At 70.4% G+C, this 14,481-nt stretch carries 15 protein-coding genes; 7 read left to right on the forward strand and 8 right to left on the reverse strand.

What is annotated here, in order from left to right:
* The first annotated feature begins 123 nt into the window (after nt 1–123).
* The gene (locus AB5J50_RS11910) at nt 124–1,884 is read left to right on the forward strand and encodes a streptophobe family protein (RefSeq protein ID WP_369257361.1); all 1,761 of its coding nucleotides are present in this window, start codon (nt 124–126) and stop codon (nt 1,882–1,884) included.
* Between the two features lie 322 nt (nt 1,885–2,206).
* On the forward strand, nt 2,207–3,418 hold the full coding sequence (gene serB, locus AB5J50_RS11915; RefSeq protein WP_369257363.1) for a phosphoserine phosphatase SerB: 1,212 nt from the start codon (nt 2,207–2,209) through the stop codon (nt 3,416–3,418).
* 64 nt (nt 3,419–3,482) lie between these two features.
* Here the strand turns inward: serB and AB5J50_RS11920 are convergent, their stop codons facing one another.
* The 4 genes from AB5J50_RS11920 to AB5J50_RS11935 all read right to left on the reverse strand — a co-directional run bounded on the left by AB5J50_RS11920 (nt 3,483) and on the right by AB5J50_RS11935 (nt 6,010).
* Nucleotides 3,483–4,001, reverse strand: a complete 519-nt coding sequence (locus AB5J50_RS11920; protein WP_369257365.1) for a histidine phosphatase family protein — start codon at nt 3,999–4,001, stop codon at nt 3,483–3,485.
* Nucleotides 4,002–4,098: 97 nt separating this feature from the next.
* The gene (locus AB5J50_RS11925; protein ID WP_327427687.1) at nt 4,099–4,314 is read right to left on the reverse strand and encodes a hypothetical protein; all 216 of its coding nucleotides are present in this window, start codon (nt 4,312–4,314) and stop codon (nt 4,099–4,101) included.
* A 193-nt stretch (nt 4,315–4,507) separates the two neighbouring features.
* The gene (locus AB5J50_RS11930) at nt 4,508–4,624 is read right to left on the reverse strand and encodes an SGM_5486 family transporter-associated protein (protein ID WP_327427688.1); all 117 of its coding nucleotides are present in this window, start codon (nt 4,622–4,624) and stop codon (nt 4,508–4,510) included.
* A 51-nt stretch (nt 4,625–4,675) separates the two neighbouring features.
* Nucleotides 4,676–6,010: a CynX/NimT family MFS transporter gene (locus tag AB5J50_RS11935; protein ID WP_369257367.1), complete on the reverse strand. Its 1,335-nt coding sequence runs from the start codon at nt 6,008–6,010 to the stop codon at nt 4,676–4,678.
* Between the two features lie 99 nt (nt 6,011–6,109).
* Between AB5J50_RS11935 and AB5J50_RS11940 the strand changes: the two genes are divergently transcribed.
* On the forward strand, nt 6,110–6,814 hold the full coding sequence (locus AB5J50_RS11940) for a FadR/GntR family transcriptional regulator (RefSeq protein WP_327427690.1): 705 nt from the start codon (nt 6,110–6,112) through the stop codon (nt 6,812–6,814).
* Between the two features lie 9 nt (nt 6,815–6,823).
* On the opposite strand, the gene AB5J50_RS11945 is transcribed toward AB5J50_RS11940, so the two are convergent.
* From AB5J50_RS11945 to fabG, 3 genes are all read right to left on the reverse strand, one after another.
* Nucleotides 6,824–7,117: a hypothetical protein gene (locus AB5J50_RS11945; protein ID WP_327434953.1), complete on the reverse strand. Its 294-nt coding sequence runs from the start codon at nt 7,115–7,117 to the stop codon at nt 6,824–6,826.
* Nucleotides 7,118–7,364: 247 nt separating this feature from the next.
* On the reverse strand, nt 7,365–8,132 hold the full coding sequence (fabI, locus tag AB5J50_RS11950) for an enoyl-ACP reductase FabI (protein WP_327427691.1): 768 nt from the start codon (nt 8,130–8,132) through the stop codon (nt 7,365–7,367).
* A 5-nt stretch (nt 8,133–8,137) separates the two neighbouring features.
* Nucleotides 8,138–8,842 carry a 3-oxoacyl-[acyl-carrier-protein] reductase gene (gene fabG / locus AB5J50_RS11955; protein WP_369257370.1) on the reverse strand — a complete coding sequence of 235 codons (705 nt, stop codon included), beginning with the start codon at nt 8,840–8,842 and terminating at the stop codon, nt 8,138–8,140.
* 248 nt (nt 8,843–9,090) lie between these two features.
* Here fabG and AB5J50_RS11960 point away from each other — a divergent pair, with 248 nt between their 5' ends.
* The 3 genes from AB5J50_RS11960 to tyrS are packed head-to-tail and all read left to right on the forward strand — an operon-like array spanning nt 9,091 to nt 13,318.
* Nucleotides 9,091–10,614 (forward strand): TldD/PmbA family protein, encoded by a 1,524-nt coding sequence (locus AB5J50_RS11960; protein ID WP_369257372.1) that lies wholly within the window; start codon nt 9,091–9,093, stop codon nt 10,612–10,614.
* Nucleotides 10,611–12,005, forward strand: coding sequence for a metallopeptidase TldD-related protein (locus tag AB5J50_RS11965; RefSeq protein ID WP_369257374.1), 1,395 nt, complete (start codon nt 10,611–10,613; stop codon nt 12,003–12,005). The genes AB5J50_RS11960 and AB5J50_RS11965 overlap by 4 nt, the downstream gene beginning before the upstream one ends.
* 44 nt (nt 12,006–12,049) lie before the next feature.
* Nucleotides 12,050–13,318 carry a tyrosine--tRNA ligase gene (gene tyrS, locus AB5J50_RS11970; protein ID WP_369257376.1) on the forward strand — a complete coding sequence of 423 codons (1,269 nt, stop codon included), beginning with the start codon at nt 12,050–12,052 and terminating at the stop codon, nt 13,316–13,318.
* Nucleotides 13,319–13,387: 69 nt separating this feature from the next.
* Here the strand turns inward: tyrS and AB5J50_RS11975 are convergent, their stop codons facing one another.
* Nucleotides 13,388–13,663, reverse strand: a complete 276-nt coding sequence (locus AB5J50_RS11975; protein ID WP_369257378.1) for a GlsB/YeaQ/YmgE family stress response membrane protein — start codon at nt 13,661–13,663, stop codon at nt 13,388–13,390.
* Between the two features lie 244 nt (nt 13,664–13,907).
* Here AB5J50_RS11975 and AB5J50_RS11980 point away from each other — a divergent pair, with 244 nt between their 5' ends.
* A complete protein-coding gene (locus AB5J50_RS11980; RefSeq protein ID WP_369257380.1) occupies nt 13,908–14,294 on the forward strand; it encodes a DUF3099 domain-containing protein in 387 nt (128 codons plus the stop codon).
* The last annotated feature ends 187 nt before the right edge of the window (nt 14,295–14,481 follow it).

Genomic DNA, 14,481 nt, shown 5'->3' on the forward strand with positions numbered 1-14,481 from the left:
GGATGCGTACGGGCGGGTTGCCCGTTTCCGTTGACGGGGTTGAAACCGGCCCGGAGAGTGGTAATCCCACGCGAGGGGGACATCCGCGGTGGATCGCCGCGGCGCGGATCGGGGGGTCTGACGATGAGCATCGAGACCGCGGACCACGGCGGGAGTGCCAGGAGTGTGCCCTGGGGGGACGTGCTGCTGTCCGCGATCGCCTCGGTGAGCTGGGCGTTGATCGGGATGGCGGGCACGGCCGCGCTCGGCCTGCATCTGCTCGGGGCGGACACGGCGGGCTCACTGGGCCCAATGACCGCGGCGGTGGTGGCACTTGGGGCCAATGGTGCGGTGAAGCCGTCCGGCGACGTTTCGGCCTTCGGCCTGAAAGGAGCGGAGGCGAGCACTGCCATTCAGATCACGCCACTGGGAGTGGGGCTGGTCGGCGCGTTGCTGATGTCGTGGTTCTTCTTACGGTCCTTGCGTGGGGCGGGAGTTGTGATCGCGGCGTCCGAACTCCTCGCGCGTGCAACCGCGGTGGTGGTTCTGTTCGTGGCCACGCTCGGCGGGCTCGCCTGGGCCGGTCACGACATCATCACGATCGACGGGAGCAAGCTCGGGCTCGACAAGGTCGCGGGCGGCGGCGGGCTCGGTGACATCACGGACAAGCTTCCCGGTGGGCTGGGAGACCTCGGGGGGCTGCTGCCCGACAAGATCGGCGACCTCGTGAACGCGAAGGCCGCCGTGGGGTTCACCGTCGACACCGTGCCCACCCTGCTCGGCGGCGCGGCCTGGGCCGCCGGGATCCTGGTGATCGCCCTGCTCGCCTCCCGGCGTACGCCGCTGCCGCGCGGCTGGGAAGCCGTGCACCGGGTGGTACGGCCGGCCGCCTCCGCGCTCGTCACCGTGTTGCTGGTGGCGGTCCTGGCCGGGCTCGCGGCGGCGGCGTACGCGGCGATCGGGGACGCCCATCCCAAACGGATCGCGGGCGCGGCGCTGCTGGGGGCGCCGAACGGGGTGTGGCTCGGTGTCCCGATCGGTCTGTTCGTGCCCTGGGACGGCAAGGCCACGGGTGAGCTCGCCAAGCTGCTGCCCGACCCCATGGACAAGTTGCTGAGCGTCAATTCCGACCAGCCCGTCACGCTGGGGCGGCTCGCCGAACTCGACGGGCGTGTGTGGCTGTTGGGGGTCGCGGCCGCGGTCATGATGCTGTTCGCGGGCGTGCTGGCCGCCGCGCGTACGCCATTTGTACGGGGGGCGGGTGCGGGTCTCATGGGAGCGTCGGGTGCTCCAGATGTACGGGGTGGGGGTGCCCTCGGCTTCGCAGGGCGCTGCGCTCTTCGGCTCGGGGTCGTGACGGCGCTGGCACTGCCTCTGCTGGCGTGGTTGACGGAGGTGTCCGCGGACGCCTCGCTGTCGGTGCTCGGGTTCGACGCGTTCGGGGCGGGGATCGAGCTGCATGGGCATCTGGGGGTGGCGTTGCTGCTGGGCGCCGCGTGGGGGGCCGGGGCGGGGGGCGGGGGCGCGCTGCTGGCGTACGCGAGTGGGGCCGCGGGGCGGCGGGCGGTGCCGCTGGCACTGGGTGACTCGGGTGGGGTGGCTCCTGGCGCCGAGTATCCGGTGACTGCCGGGGAAGCTGGGGCTGTGCCTGGGGCTGTGCCTGGGCCGTACAGCCCTCAGGGCTCGTACCGGCCGCCCAACCCCGACACCAATCCGTATCTGCGGCTGCCCGATGAGCTGCGGGAACCGAAGGGTGGGCGGCCGCCGGGGGGGTCGCGGCCGCCTCGCGATGTGTACGGCGCGCCGACGGTGGCTGGGCCGATTGGGCCACGGACGCCGCCTCCTCCTCCGCCTCCACCGGACGAGGGACCTCCGCCTCCACCTCGGGGGTCTCGGGGACGCTGAATGGGTGGGGCGGGGCCGTGCCGGTACGTCGCCGACTGCGCCGCCGCGCCGGGTGAGGGTGGGTGGGCCGTCGTGCGTCGCTGGGTGCGGGGGCGTGTTTTTAGGGGCGCGGGAAACTGCGCGACCAGCCCGCACGGGCCTGCAGCCGACGAACCACCCAGGGGGTCTGGGGGTGCAGCCCCCAGGGATGGGACGGGTAGGGGCGAGGGAGGTGTTGCCCCGTGGTCATGCTTGGGTCACTTTGGTGACGTCCAGTGTTCCCTGTCCGCTAGGCGGACCGCGTGGGCGGAAGGCACTGGGTGCCGGATACGGTGGGAGCACCATGAGCGCTACGCAGACCTCTGACGTCCCCACCCTCCTCGTCAAGATCTTCGGCAAGGACCGGCCCGGCATCACAGCCGGACTCTTCGACACCCTCGCCGCCTACTCCGTCGACGTGGTCGACATCGAGCAGGTCGTCACCCGTGGCCGGATGGTGCTGTGCGCGCTCGTGACCGAGCCGCCCGCCGGGCTCGAGGGTGATCTGCGGGCCACCGTCCACAGCTGGGCGGAGTCGATGAAGATGCAGGCCGAGATCATCTCCGGCCTCGGCGACAACCGGCCGCGCGGCGTCGGGCGTTCGCTCGTCACCGTGCTCGGGCATCCGCTCACCGCGGAGTCGACGGCCGCGATCGCCGCGCGGATCACGAAGTCCGGCGGCAACATCGACCGTATCTTCCGGCTCGCCAAGTACCCGGTGACGGCCGTCGAGTTCGCCGTGTCCGGTACGGAGACCGAGACGCTGCGCACCGCGCTCGTGACCGAGGCCGCGGCACTCGGTGTCGACATCGCGGTGGTGGCGGCGGGGCTGCACCGGCGGGCCCAGCGTCTCGTGGTGATGGATGTGGACTCGACGCTCATCCAGGACGAGGTGATCGAGCTCTTCGCCGCGCACGCCGGGTGCGAGGCCGAGGTCGCCGAGGTGACGGCGGCCGCGATGCGCGGGGAGCTGGACTTCGAGCAGTCGCTCCACGCGCGCGTGGCGCTCCTCAAGGGGCTGGACGCGTCGGTGGTGAACAAGGTGCGGGAGGAAGTGCGGCTTACGCCGGGGGCGCGCACGCTGATTCGTACGCTGAAGCGGCTCGGCTTCCAAGTCGGTGTCGTCTCGGGTGGGTTCACTCAGGTCACCGATGACCTCAAGGAACGGCTCGGGCTCGACTTCGCTCAGGCCAATACGCTGGAGATCGTCGACGGGAAGCTGACCGGCCGGGTCACCGGGGAGATCGTGGACCGCGCGGGCAAGGCGCGGCTGCTGCGCCGGTTCGCCGCCGAGGCGGGGGTGCCGCTCGCCCAGACCGTGGCGATCGGCGACGGTGCCAATGACCTCGACATGCTCAACGCGGCGGGTCTCGGTGTCGCGTTCAACGCCAAACCGGTGGTGCGGGAGGCCGCGCACACCGCGGTGAACTTCCCGTTCCTGGACACCGTGCTCTATCTGCTGGGCGTCACGCGTGAAGAGGTCGAGGCGGCTGACATGCACCTGGACGACCACTGAGCTCGCGTTCATGGACGGGGCCCGGCACCATCTCGGTGCCGGGCCCCGTCCCTGTAGAGGTGGGTTACTCGGTCGGCGCCCAGTAGTCGACCAGGGTGGCCACTCCGGGCTCCAGGGTTTTCCAGGAGCCCTCGAAGGAGAGCACCGCGAAGGCCGCGGCGGGGAAATCGCGGCTGTTCATCCGGGTGCGGGTGTCGCCCTCGGCCTGGCCCGCCAGGATTTCGGCGAGGCCGTGCACGCCCGGGTTGTGGCCGATCAGCACCACGTTCTGCGCGTCGTCGGGGGTTTCGTTGAGCACGGCGATCAGCTCGCCGGGCGAGGCCTCGTAGAGCCGCTCCTCATAGACCGTTTTCGGCCGGTGCGCGAACTCGTGGACAGCGAGCTTCCAGGTCTCGCGGGTCCGGGCCGCGGTGGAGCAGAGGGCCAGATCGAAGGGGATGCCGGTGTCGGCCAGCCTGCGTCCGGCGACGGCGGCGTCCTTGCGGCCCCGGTCGGCGAGCGGCCGCTCGTGATCGGACACCTGTGGCCAGTCGGCTTTCGCATGCCGGAAGAGGACAATCCTGCGGGGTTCTGCGACGCTCATGCGTCCCAGCTTCGCATGAAACACGCCATCGGGCGCAGGGAGTTGACGTGCTCCCCCGGGAGGGGTGACGGGGGTTCCGCCTCGGGTACCAGCCGGTTTACGGCGCCTGGTGCAGCACCGTGTGCTGGACGTGCTCGAAGACCTGGGTGATCGCGGCTCCGCCGCCCGCGGCATGCGCGTCCACCGGATTGAGTATCAGGAGCAGCAGGGTGACGAAGGCGAGCGTCGGCAGGGCGAGAGCCCACCAGGGCAGCCGGATGTCGACGCGGCCCGAGGTCGCCGGGTGGGGCCGGGTGTGCGTACGGGCCGACATGCCGCCTCCGTGGGGCTTCGAGTGCTCCGTGGTCCGCGTCCTCGCGGCCACATCTCGAAGTTACGGAATCCGGGGCCTTCAACCCATCCGGCGATCCACCCACTTGACCCTGACACTCGCCCCCTAGGGGATGGGGGGTTAGCCCCACCATCGGGCGGTGACGAGCGGAGCCAGGGTCACGACGAAGCGACCGTCACGGCGAAGCGATGGTCGCGATGACGGCGATGATCACGGTGATGGCGAAGAACGTGCCGAAGACGAGCAGCATCTTCTTCTGGCCGTTCGGAGGGTTCGGTTCGAGCACTGGCATACGGCCAGTCTCGCACCCTTCGTCCGCCCCCTCAGGAGGGGGGTCGGCGCGTCAGGACCGAGGCCGGCGAGCCGCCTCGTCCTCCACCGTGCGGTTGCGGCCCGCCAGGATGCCCACCGCGATCTGCGGGACCATCAGTCCTGCCATGAGGATGAGCGGCAGGCCCCAGCCGCCGCTGTGCTGGTAGAGGACGCCCACCAGCAGCGGGCCCGGGATCGAGAGCAGATAGCCGGTGCTCTGGGCGAACGCCGAGAGCTTGGCGACGCCCGCGCCGGTCCTGGCCCGCATGCCGACCATGGTGAGGGCCAGCGGGAAGGCGCAGTTGGAGACGCCGAGCAGCAGGGCCCAGGCCCAGGCGCCGCCCGCGGGGGCGAAGTAGAGGCCGGCGTATCCGGCGAGTCCGCAGGCGCCGAGTGCGACCACGATCGGCCCCTGGTGGGGCAGCCGCGTGGCCAGGCGCGGGATGACGAAGGCCAGCGGCACACCCATCACCATCGTGACGGCGAGGAGCAGTCCCGCGGTGCCGGCCGAGACGCCCGCGTCGCGGAAGATCTGCGCCATCCAGCCCATCGTGATGTACGCGGCGGTGGCCTGGAGTCCGAAGAAGACGGCGAGTGCCCAGGCGGTACGGCTGCGGGTGATGCGGAACTCGTCGGGCTCGTGCCGGGCAGGCGTACGGGTCCCGGCGTCGGTACGCGGGGCGGTGGAGCCGCTTACGGATTCGGCGCCCCGCGCGCGTACTAGCGCGATCCACGGCACTATGGCCGCCGCCGCGAGCCCCGCCCACACCGCGAGCCCGGACTGCCAGCTGCCGCCCAGGGCGTCGGTCATGGGCACGGTCACCGCGGCCGCGGTCGAGGTGCCGAGCGCGAGGGCCATCGAGTACAGGCCGGTCATGGAGCCGACCCGGTCCGGGAACCAGCGCTTGACGATCACCGGCATCAGGACGTTGCTGACGGCGATGCCCATCAGGGCGAGCGCGCTGGCGGCCAGGAAGCCGGCCGTGTTCCCGGCGTACGGCCGGATCGCCAGGCCCGCCGTGATGGCGACCATGCCCGCGCAGACGACCGCGCCGGGTCCGAAGCGGCGGGCGAGCCGCGGTGCCATGACGCCGAAGACGGCGAAGCAGAGCGGCGGTACGGAGGTGAGCAGTCCGGCGACGCTGCCGCTCATGCCGAGCCCGCCGCGCACCTCTTCGAGGAGGGCGCCGAGGCTGGTGATCGCGGGGCGCAGGTTGAGGGCGGCGAGGACGATGCCGACGACCACCAGACGCGTCGTCCACGCGCGCGTGGCGGGTGTCTCGTTCTCGGACTCCGTGCCTGCGGAGGTGCGTATCGGCGTGGACGTCATCGTCCGGGTCTTCTCGCCAGTCATGCCGCCCATCATAGAATCATGGGATGATTGGCTGTCCAATGCCGTTGCGTTAATCTCCGGAATCTCCGGCCCCGCGCGACCGACCACCCCGGGCCCGTATGAAGGACCGCCATGCCGCTGAGCCACCCCCGCCGTTCGGCGCTGTCCGAGCAGGTCATCGCCGAGCTGCGGAACCAGATCACCTCGGGTGAGTGGCCGGTGGGCTCCCGCATCCCCACCGAGCCGGAGCTGGTCGAGCAACTCGGCGTCGCCCGCAACACGGTCCGCGAGGCGGTGCGCGCGCTGGCCCACAACGGCCTGCTCGACATCCGCCAGGGCTCCGGCACCTATGTCGTGGCGACCAGCGAGCTGGCGGGTGTGATGCACCGCCGCTTCGCGGACGCCGACCCGCGGCACATCGCCGAGCTGCGCTCCACGCTGGAGTCGAGCGCCGCCGAGCTGGCCGCCGAGCGGCGCACCGAGCGCGATCTCAAGCAGCTGGACGCGCTCCTCGTACGCCGCGAGGAGGCGTGGGAGTCCGGCGACGCGGAGGCCTTCGTGACCGCCGACGCGACCTTCCATCTGGCGGTGGTGGCCGCGTCCCACAACGACGTCATGACGGCCATGTACGCGGATCTGGGCGAGGTGCTGCGCGACTGGCTGCGCGAGGACGTCGGCGAGAAGCTGACGCCGGAGACGTACATGGACCACGCCCGGCTCGTCGACGCGATCCGCTCGGGCGACGCGGAGGCGGCCGCCACGGAGGCCGCGGGCTATCCGTTCCTGTGCCGTCCGGGACGGCTCGGCCCGAAGGACCCGGACGGCACTTCCGGCTGACCCGGGACGTCACTTCTGGTGGCTGACCCAGGCCGAGCGGATCTCCTCCCAGCATCGTCCGGTGAGCCGCACCGTCATGGCGGGTTCCGCGTCGACCGGCGCGCCGTCGCTGTCGATGTCCCACCAGCGGTCGCACTCGACGTGCAGGCTGACGCGGTCGGTCTCCGGATACGGGTTGTGGCAGTACGCGACCACATGGGAGCCGGTGACGGTGGTGCGGCACTCGGCTCCGAAAAGCTGCGGAGCAGCGGGTTTTTCGGCCTCCACGCGCGCGTGCGGCGTGGCGTCGTACGGCAGGGCCATCACGAGAGCGACAGCGGCCAGCACCGGGGCGAAGCGGGGGAACAGGCGCACAAGGGAGACCTCCTCGGCCGTGCTGGGGAGGGAACGCGTACGGAACGCGTAATCCAGAGTGCGCAGTTACCCACCTCCTCCGCCCGGCCGGTGGGCCTAATGGGTGACGCCCCGCTCCCCGCGCACTGCGGGAAACGGGGCGTCATCGGCGTACGAGAGCCGCAGGGCCCGCGTACGTAAACGCTCGCGTAAGCGTTTACGCGCCGATCGCGTGCAGACCGCCGTCCACGTGGATGATCTCGCCCGTGGTCTTCGGGAACCAGTCGCTCAGCAGGGCGACGACACCGCGGCCGGCCGGCTCCGGGTCCTTGAGGTCCCACTCCAGGGGCGCGCGGGAGTCCCACACGGCGGCGAGCTCGCCGAAGCCCGGGATGGACTTGGCGGCCATGGAGCCGATGGGGCCGGCGGAAATGAGGTTGCAGCGGATGTTCTGCTTGCCCAGGTCGCGGGCCATGTAGCGGCTGGTGGCCTCCAGGGCGGCCTTGGCCGGGCCCATCCAGTCGTACTGCGGCCAGGCGTACTGGGCGTCGAAGGTGAGGCCGACGACCGAGCCGCCGTTCTGCATCAGCGGCAGGCAGGCCATGGTGAGGGACTTCAGGGAGTACGCCGACACGTGCATGGCGGTGGCGACGGACTCGAACGGGGTGTTGAGGAAGTTGCCGCCGAGGGCGTCCTGCGGGGCGAAGCCGATGGAGTGCACGACGCCGTCGAGGCCGCCGAGCTCCTCGCCGACGAGGTCGGCCAGGCGCCCGAGGTGCTCCTCATTGGTCACGTCGAGCTCAAGGACCTTGGTGGGCTTCGGGAGCTTCTTGGCGATGCGCTCGGTCAGCGTGGGCCGCGGGAACGCGGTCAGGATGATCTCGGCGCCCTGCTCCTGTGCCAGCTTGGCGGTGTGGAAGGCGATGGAGGACTCCATCAGCACACCGGTGATCAGGACGCGCTTGCCCTCGAGAATTCCGCTCATGGTGTTCAGTGACCCATTCCCAGTCCGCCGTCAACGGGGATGACGGCTCCAGTGATGTACGAGGCGTCGTCCGAGGCAAGGAACCGCACCGTCGCGGCGATCTCCTCGGGCTGCGCGTACCGGCCCAGCGGCACCTGCGACACGATGTTCGCACGCTGCTCGTCGGTGAGCGCCTGGGTCATGTCCGTGTCGACGAAGCCGGGCGCGACGACGTTGAAGGTGATGTTGCGGGAGCCGAGCTCCCGGGCGAGCGAGCGCGCGAAGCCGACCAGGGCGGCCTTGGAGGCGGCGTAGTTCGCCTGCCCCGCCGAGCCGAGCAGCCCGACGACCGACGAGATGAGGACGACGCGGCCCTTCTTGGCGCGCAGCATGCCGCGGTTGGCGCGCTTGACGACGCGGAAGGCGCCGGTGAGGTTGGTGTCGATGACCGAGGTGAAGTCTTCCTCGGACATGCGCATCAGCAGCTGGTCCTTGGTGACGCCGGCGTTGGCGACGAGGACCTCGACCGGGCCGTGCTCGGCCTCGATCTCCTTGTAGGCCTGCTCCACCTGCTCGGTGTCGGTGATGTCGCACTTGACGGCCAGGAAGCCGGCCGGCGGCTCACCGGAGCGGTATGTGATGGCGACCTTGTCGCCGGCGTCGGCGAACGCGCGGGCGATGGCGAGGCCGATGCCCCGGTTGCCTCCGGTGACGAGAACCGAGCGGCTCAACGGATCACCCTTTCGATAGCGGACGGAACCCCTGCAAGACAGGCGCCTTCACCGAAAACCTATCGGTCAGCTCCGCCGCGCGGAGAATCGGGCACCGACAGTGGGACCGGGGACTCGCTGTCGGATTCCTACAGAAAGTGCTGGCCGCGCGGCCGAAAGATGCGGCCTGCGAACGGAAAGACGTGGCCGCCGGGCCCGTCCGCGCGACATGATCGGACCCGACAGGCCACGACAGCAGGGAGACCTCCGTGCCTCATTCCATCGACGAAGCCTTCACGGCGCTACCGCTGCGCGCCCTGGCCGACGCCGCGCTCGCACGCGCGCGTGCGCTGGGCGCCGACCACGCGGACTTCCGGTTCGAGCGGGTGCGCAGTGCGGCCTGGCGGCTGCGGGACGCCAAGCCCGCCGGGTCGTCGGACACCACGGACCTGGGGTACGCGGTGCGGGTGGTGCACGGCGGGACCTGGGGGTTCGCGTCGGGTGTGGATCTGACGATGGACGCCGCCGCGAAGGTGGCGTCGCAGGCCGTGGCGATGGCGAAGCTGTCGGCCCAGGTGATCAAGGCGGCCGGGTCGGACGAGCGCGTGGAGCTGGCGGACGAGCCGGTGCACGCCGAGAAGACGTGGATCTCGTCGTACGACATCGATCCCTTCTCCGTGCCGGCCGAGGAGAAGGCCGGGCTGCTCGCGGACTGGAGCGCGCGGCTGCTGGCGGCCGACGGTGTCAATCACGTCGACGCCTCGCTGCTGACCGTGCACGAGAACAAGTTCTATGCCGACACCGCCGGGACCGTGACCACACAGCAGCGCGTGCGGCTGCACCCGCAGCTCACCGCCGTCGCCGTCGACGAGTCCAGCGGCGAGTTCGACTCCATGCGGACGATCGCGCCGCCGGTGGGGCGCGGCTGGGAGTACCTGACGGGCACCGGCTGGGACTGGGAGTCCGAGCTCGAGCAGATCCCGGAGCTGCTCGCCGAGAAGATGCGGGCGCCGAGCGTCGAGGCGGGCGTGTACGACCTCGTCGTCGACCCGTCCAACCTGTGGCTGACCATCCACGAGTCCATCGGCCATGCCACCGAGCTGGACCGCGCGCTGGGCTACGAGGCCGCGTACGCCGGCACCTCCTTCGCCACCTTCGACCAGCTGGGCAAGCTGCGGTACGGATCCGAGCTGATGAACGTCACCGGCGACCGCACCGCCGAACACGGCCTCGCGACCGTCGGATTCGACGACGAGGGGGTGGCCGGGCAGTCCTGGGACCTCGTCAAGGACGGGACGCTCGTCGGGTACCAGCTGGACCGGCGCATCGCCAGGCTGACCGGCTTCGAGCGGTCCAACGGATGCGCGTACGCCGACTCCCCCGGCCATGTGCCCGTGCAGCGCATGGCCAATGTGTCCCTGCAGCCGGATCCGGCCGGGATGTCGACGGAGGATCTCATCGGGAGCGTCGACCGCGGCATCTATGTCGTCGGTGACCGGTCCTGGTCCATCGACATGCAGCGCTACAACTTCCAGTTCACCGGGCAGCGGTTCTTCAAGATCGAGAACGGTCGGATCACCGGCCAGCTGCGCGATGTCGCGTACCAGGCGACGACCACCGACTTCTGGGGTTCGATGGCCGCGGTGGGCGGCCCGCAGACGTATGTCCTGGGCGGTGCCTTCAACTGCGGCAAGGCCCAGCCGGGTCAGGTCGCGGCGGTCTCGCACGGCTGCCCGTCGGCCCTCTTCAAGGGCGTCAACATTCTGAACACCACGCAGGAGGCCGGTCGATGAGCGCGCGTACGAACAAGCCGCACGAGGTCGTCGAGCGCGCCCTCGAACTGTCCCGCGCCGACGGCTGTGTGGTGATCGCCGACGAGGAGTCGACCGCCAACCTGCGCTGGGCGGGCAACGCGCTGACCACGAACGGGGTCACGCGCGGGCGCACGCTGACCGTGATCGCCACGGTCGACGGCCGTGAGGGCACCGCGTCCGGGGTCGTCTCGCGCTCGGCCGTGACCGCCGACGAGCTGGAGCCGCTGGTGCGGGCCGCGGAGGCGGCGGCCCGCGGCGCGGGTCCGGCCGAGGATGCCCAGCCGCTCGTCTCTGGCGTACCGGAGTCCCCCGACTTCACGGACGCGCCCGCCGAGACCTCGTCCGCCGTCTTCGCGGACTTCGCGCCGGCGCTCGGCGAATCGTTCGCACGCGCGCGTGCGGGAGGCCGTGAGCTGTACGGGTTCGCCAACCACGAACTCGTCTCCAGCTATCTCGGTACGTCGACGGGGCTGCGTCTGCGGCACGACCAGCCCAAGGGCACGCTGGAGCTCAACGCCAAGTCGCCGGACCGTACGCGGTCGGCGTGGGCGGGGCGGTCGACGCGGGACTTCAAGGACGTCGATCCGGCAGCGCTGGACGCCGAGCTGGCCGTACGGCTCGGCTGGGCCGAGCGGCGTATCGACCTGCCCGCGGGGCGCTACGAGACGCTGCTGCCGCCGACCGCCGTCGCGGACCTGCTGATCTACCAGATGTGGTCGGCGGCCGCCCGGGACGCGGCCGAGGGCCGGACGGTCTTCAGCAAGCCCGGTGGCGGTACCCGCGTCGGCGAGAAGCTCACCGAGCTGCCGCTGACGCTGCGCAGCGACCCGAACGAGCCGGGCCTGGAGACCGCCCCCTTCGTGCTCGCGCACTCCTCCGGGGACGACGCGTCCGTGTTCGACAACGGGCTGTCGCTGTCCGCGACGGACTGGGTCCGTGAGGGCACGCTGACCCATCTGTCCACCACCCGGCACAGCGCGGGTCTCACCGGGCTGCCCGTCGCCCCGACCATCGGGAACCTGATCCTGGACGGCGGCGAGGACCGATCCCTGGAGGAGATGGTCGCCGCCACCGAGCGCGGTCTGCTGCTGACCTGCCTCTGGTACATCCGCGAGGTCGACCCGGCGACGCTGCTGCTGACCGGGCTGACCCGGGACGGCGTCTACCTCGTCGAGAACGGCCAGGTCGTCGGCGAGGTGAACAACTTCCGGTTCAACGAGTCGCCGGTGGACCTGCTCGGGCGGGCGACGGAGGCGGGGCGGACGGAAAAGACGCTGCCCAGGGAGTGGAGCGACTGGTTCACTAGGGCTGCGATGCCCGCGCTGCGGGTGCCGGACTTCAATATGAGCTCTGTCAGTCAGGGCGTATAACCTCGTACCTGATTCACGAGACCACCCAAGGAGATACGAGAACCGTGACGGACATCGTCGACGAGCTGAAGTGGCGGGGCCTTTTCGCCCTGTCCACTGACGAAAATGCTTTGCGCAAGGCGCTCGCGGACGGTCCCGTCACGTTCTATTGCGGCTTCGACCCGACCGCGGCCAGCCTGCATGTCGGCCACCTGGTGCAGGTCCTGACCATGCGCCGCCTCCAGCAGGCGGGCCTGCGCCCGCTCGCCCTGGTCGGCGGTGCGACGGGCCAGATCGGCGACCCGCGCCCGACGGCCGAGCGCACGCTGAACGACCCGGAGACGGTCGCGAACTGGGTGACCCGGCTGCGCGCGCAGATCGAGCCGTTCCTGTCCTTCGAGGGCGAGAACGCCGCGGTCATGGTGAACAACCTGGACTGGACGGCCGGCCTGTCGGCCATCGAGTTCCTGCGGGACATCGGCAAGCACTTCCGCGTCAACAAGATGCTGACGAAGGACTCCGTGGCCCGGCGCCTGGAGTCCGAGGAAGGCATCAGCTACACGGAGTTCAGTTACCAGCTGCTGCAGGGCATGGACTTCCTGGAGCTGTACCGACGCCACGGCTGCACGCTCCAGCAGGGCGGCAGCGACCAGTGGGGCAACCTCACCGCGGGCCTCGATCTGATCCACCGCCTGGAGCCGCACGCCAACGTGCACGCGCTGGCCACGCCGCTGATGACCAAGGCGGACGGCACCAAGTTCGGCAAGACCGAGGGCGGCGCCATCTGGCTCGACCCCGAGATGACGACGCCGTACGCGTTCTACCAGTTCTGGCTGAACGTGGACGACCGGGATGTCTCGACCTACCTGCGCATCCTGTCCTTCAAGTCCCGCGAGGAACTCGAAGAGCTGGAGAGGCAGACCGAGGAGCGTCCCCAGGCCCGTGCCGCGCAGCGCGCGCTGGCCGAGGAGCTGACGACGCTGGTGCACGGCGCCGATCAGACGGCCGCCGTGATCGCCGCGTCCAAGGCGCTTTTCGGTCAGGGCGAGCTGGCTGAGCTCGACGAGAAGACGCTGGCCGCGGCCCTCTCCGAGGTGCCGCACATCCAGGTCGCCGAGCTCGGTCCCGTCGTGGATCTCTTCGCGGAGGTCGGCCTGGTGGCGAGCAAGTCGGCCGCGCGCCGCACGGTCAAGGAGGGCGGGGCGTACGTGAACAACGTGAAGGTCGCCGCCGAGGACGCGGTCCCCGCCAAGGAGGACCTGCTGCACGGGCGCTGGCTGGTGCTGCGCCGGGGCAAGAAGAACCTGGCGGCGGTCGAGGTCAAGGCCGGCTGAGCGCACGTACACACACCGAAGGGGGCGGCTTCCCGCGTGGGAGGTCCGCCCCCTTCGTCGTACCTGCCGTCAGGCTTTCTGTTTGCTGCCCCGCAGTGCCACGTACGCCATGTCGCCGAGGAAGACGATGATGAGCGCGGCCACGAGCTGGAAGAAGTGCCGACTCCAGTCGATGCCTCTGGTCGCGTCGACGCCGACCGCGCGGGCGATCGCGTTGCCCACGATGGCGCCGATCATGCCGAAGATGGTGGTCAGCCAGAGCGGGCTGTGCTGCTTGCCCGGAAGGATCGCCTTGGCGATCAGGCCCAGCACGAACCCGACGATGATCGCCCACAACCAGCCCATGTCTGCCTCCTAGTACGGCTCTACGTGAGCAGTACGCCCAGTCTCGGGCTGTCCGCCATACGGCGCATGTCGGGTAGAGCCATACGCGGTACGACGCATCATGTCCGCCCAGTCGGGACATGCCCCGGTCTCGAACGCGACGCAGCCGCGGCGTAACGTGGAGGCTGTTCGGGCCTGCTTCCTTGACGGGGTTCGGACCGGTACGGACCGGGGAGCGTCCGACACAGGCGGGTGGTGGAACGCGATGCGGAAGCAGAGCAACAGTCAGGTCTTCCGGATCACCGGGGCCAGGCAGGGGCTCGACGAGGACGTACGGGGCAGGCAGCGCCGCTACGTCATCTCGATGTCCGTCCGCACGGTCTCAGTGATCCTGGCAGCCACCCTGTGGAACGTCGAGCGGCACGTCGCGCTCGTCGCACTGGTACTCGGGATACTCCTCCCCTACATCGCCGTGGTCATCGCCAACGCGGGCCGGGAGAACGCGCCCTCGCTTCCCTCGACGTTCGTCGCCGCCCCCAGTCGTCCGATGATCGCTCCGCCACGGGAGGACGGCTCCGCGGAATCCGTCCCGGAAGACGTCGCGGCCGACCCCGGAGCGCGGCTGCGGGGCGAGCCGCAGGACATGAGCTGACCCCGATCCGGCCCCTGGCTGACCTCGGAGGATCCTCCGAAAACGGAATCCGGCCACGCACCAAGCTCAAGAAAAGCTCAGATCAATCATGTAGTTCCAGTGCCGGGCGGCGGGTCTCCCGTGACATACTTCGTACGCGCTCCGCATCCCCCGTCGGAGCGACGGACCGACGCCGGGCAGCTCCCCC

This window comes from Streptomyces sp. R35 (assembly GCF_041053035.1).
GTDB classification, from domain to species: domain Bacteria; phylum Actinomycetota; class Actinomycetes; order Streptomycetales; family Streptomycetaceae; genus Streptomyces; species Streptomyces lutosisoli.

Coding starts and splice junctions, on each gene's coding strand:
- AB5J50_RS11965 (WP_369257374.1), top strand. CDS start 10,611: ATGAGCGCGCGTACGAACAAGCCGCACGAGGTCGTCGAGCGCGCCCTC.
- AB5J50_RS11935 (WP_369257367.1), bottom strand. CDS start 6,010: ATGATGGGCGGCATGACTGGCGAGAAGACCCGGACGATGACGTCCACG.
- AB5J50_RS11920 (WP_369257365.1), bottom strand. CDS start 4,001: ATGAGCGTCGCAGAACCCCGCAGGATTGTCCTCTTCCGGCATGCGAAA.
- AB5J50_RS11910 (WP_369257361.1), top strand. CDS start 124: ATGAGCATCGAGACCGCGGACCACGGCGGGAGTGCCAGGAGTGTGCCC.
- AB5J50_RS11975 (WP_369257378.1), bottom strand. CDS start 13,663: ATGGGCTGGTTGTGGGCGATCATCGTCGGGTTCGTGCTGGGCCTGATC.
- AB5J50_RS11925 (WP_327427687.1), bottom strand. CDS start 4,314: ATGTCGGCCCGTACGCACACCCGGCCCCACCCGGCGACCTCGGGCCGC.
- AB5J50_RS11930 (WP_327427688.1), bottom strand. CDS start 4,624: ATGCCAGTGCTCGAACCGAACCCTCCGAACGGCCAGAAGAAGATGCTG.
- AB5J50_RS11945 (WP_327434953.1), bottom strand. CDS start 7,117: ATGGCCCTGCCGTACGACGCCACGCCGCACGCGCGCGTGGAGGCCGAA.
- AB5J50_RS11940 (WP_327427690.1), top strand. CDS start 6,110: ATGCCGCTGAGCCACCCCCGCCGTTCGGCGCTGTCCGAGCAGGTCATC.
- fabI (WP_327427691.1), bottom strand. CDS start 8,132: ATGAGCGGAATTCTCGAGGGCAAGCGCGTCCTGATCACCGGTGTGCTG.
- AB5J50_RS11980 (WP_369257380.1), top strand. CDS start 13,908: ATGCGGAAGCAGAGCAACAGTCAGGTCTTCCGGATCACCGGGGCCAGG.
- serB (WP_369257363.1), top strand. CDS start 2,207: ATGAGCGCTACGCAGACCTCTGACGTCCCCACCCTCCTCGTCAAGATC.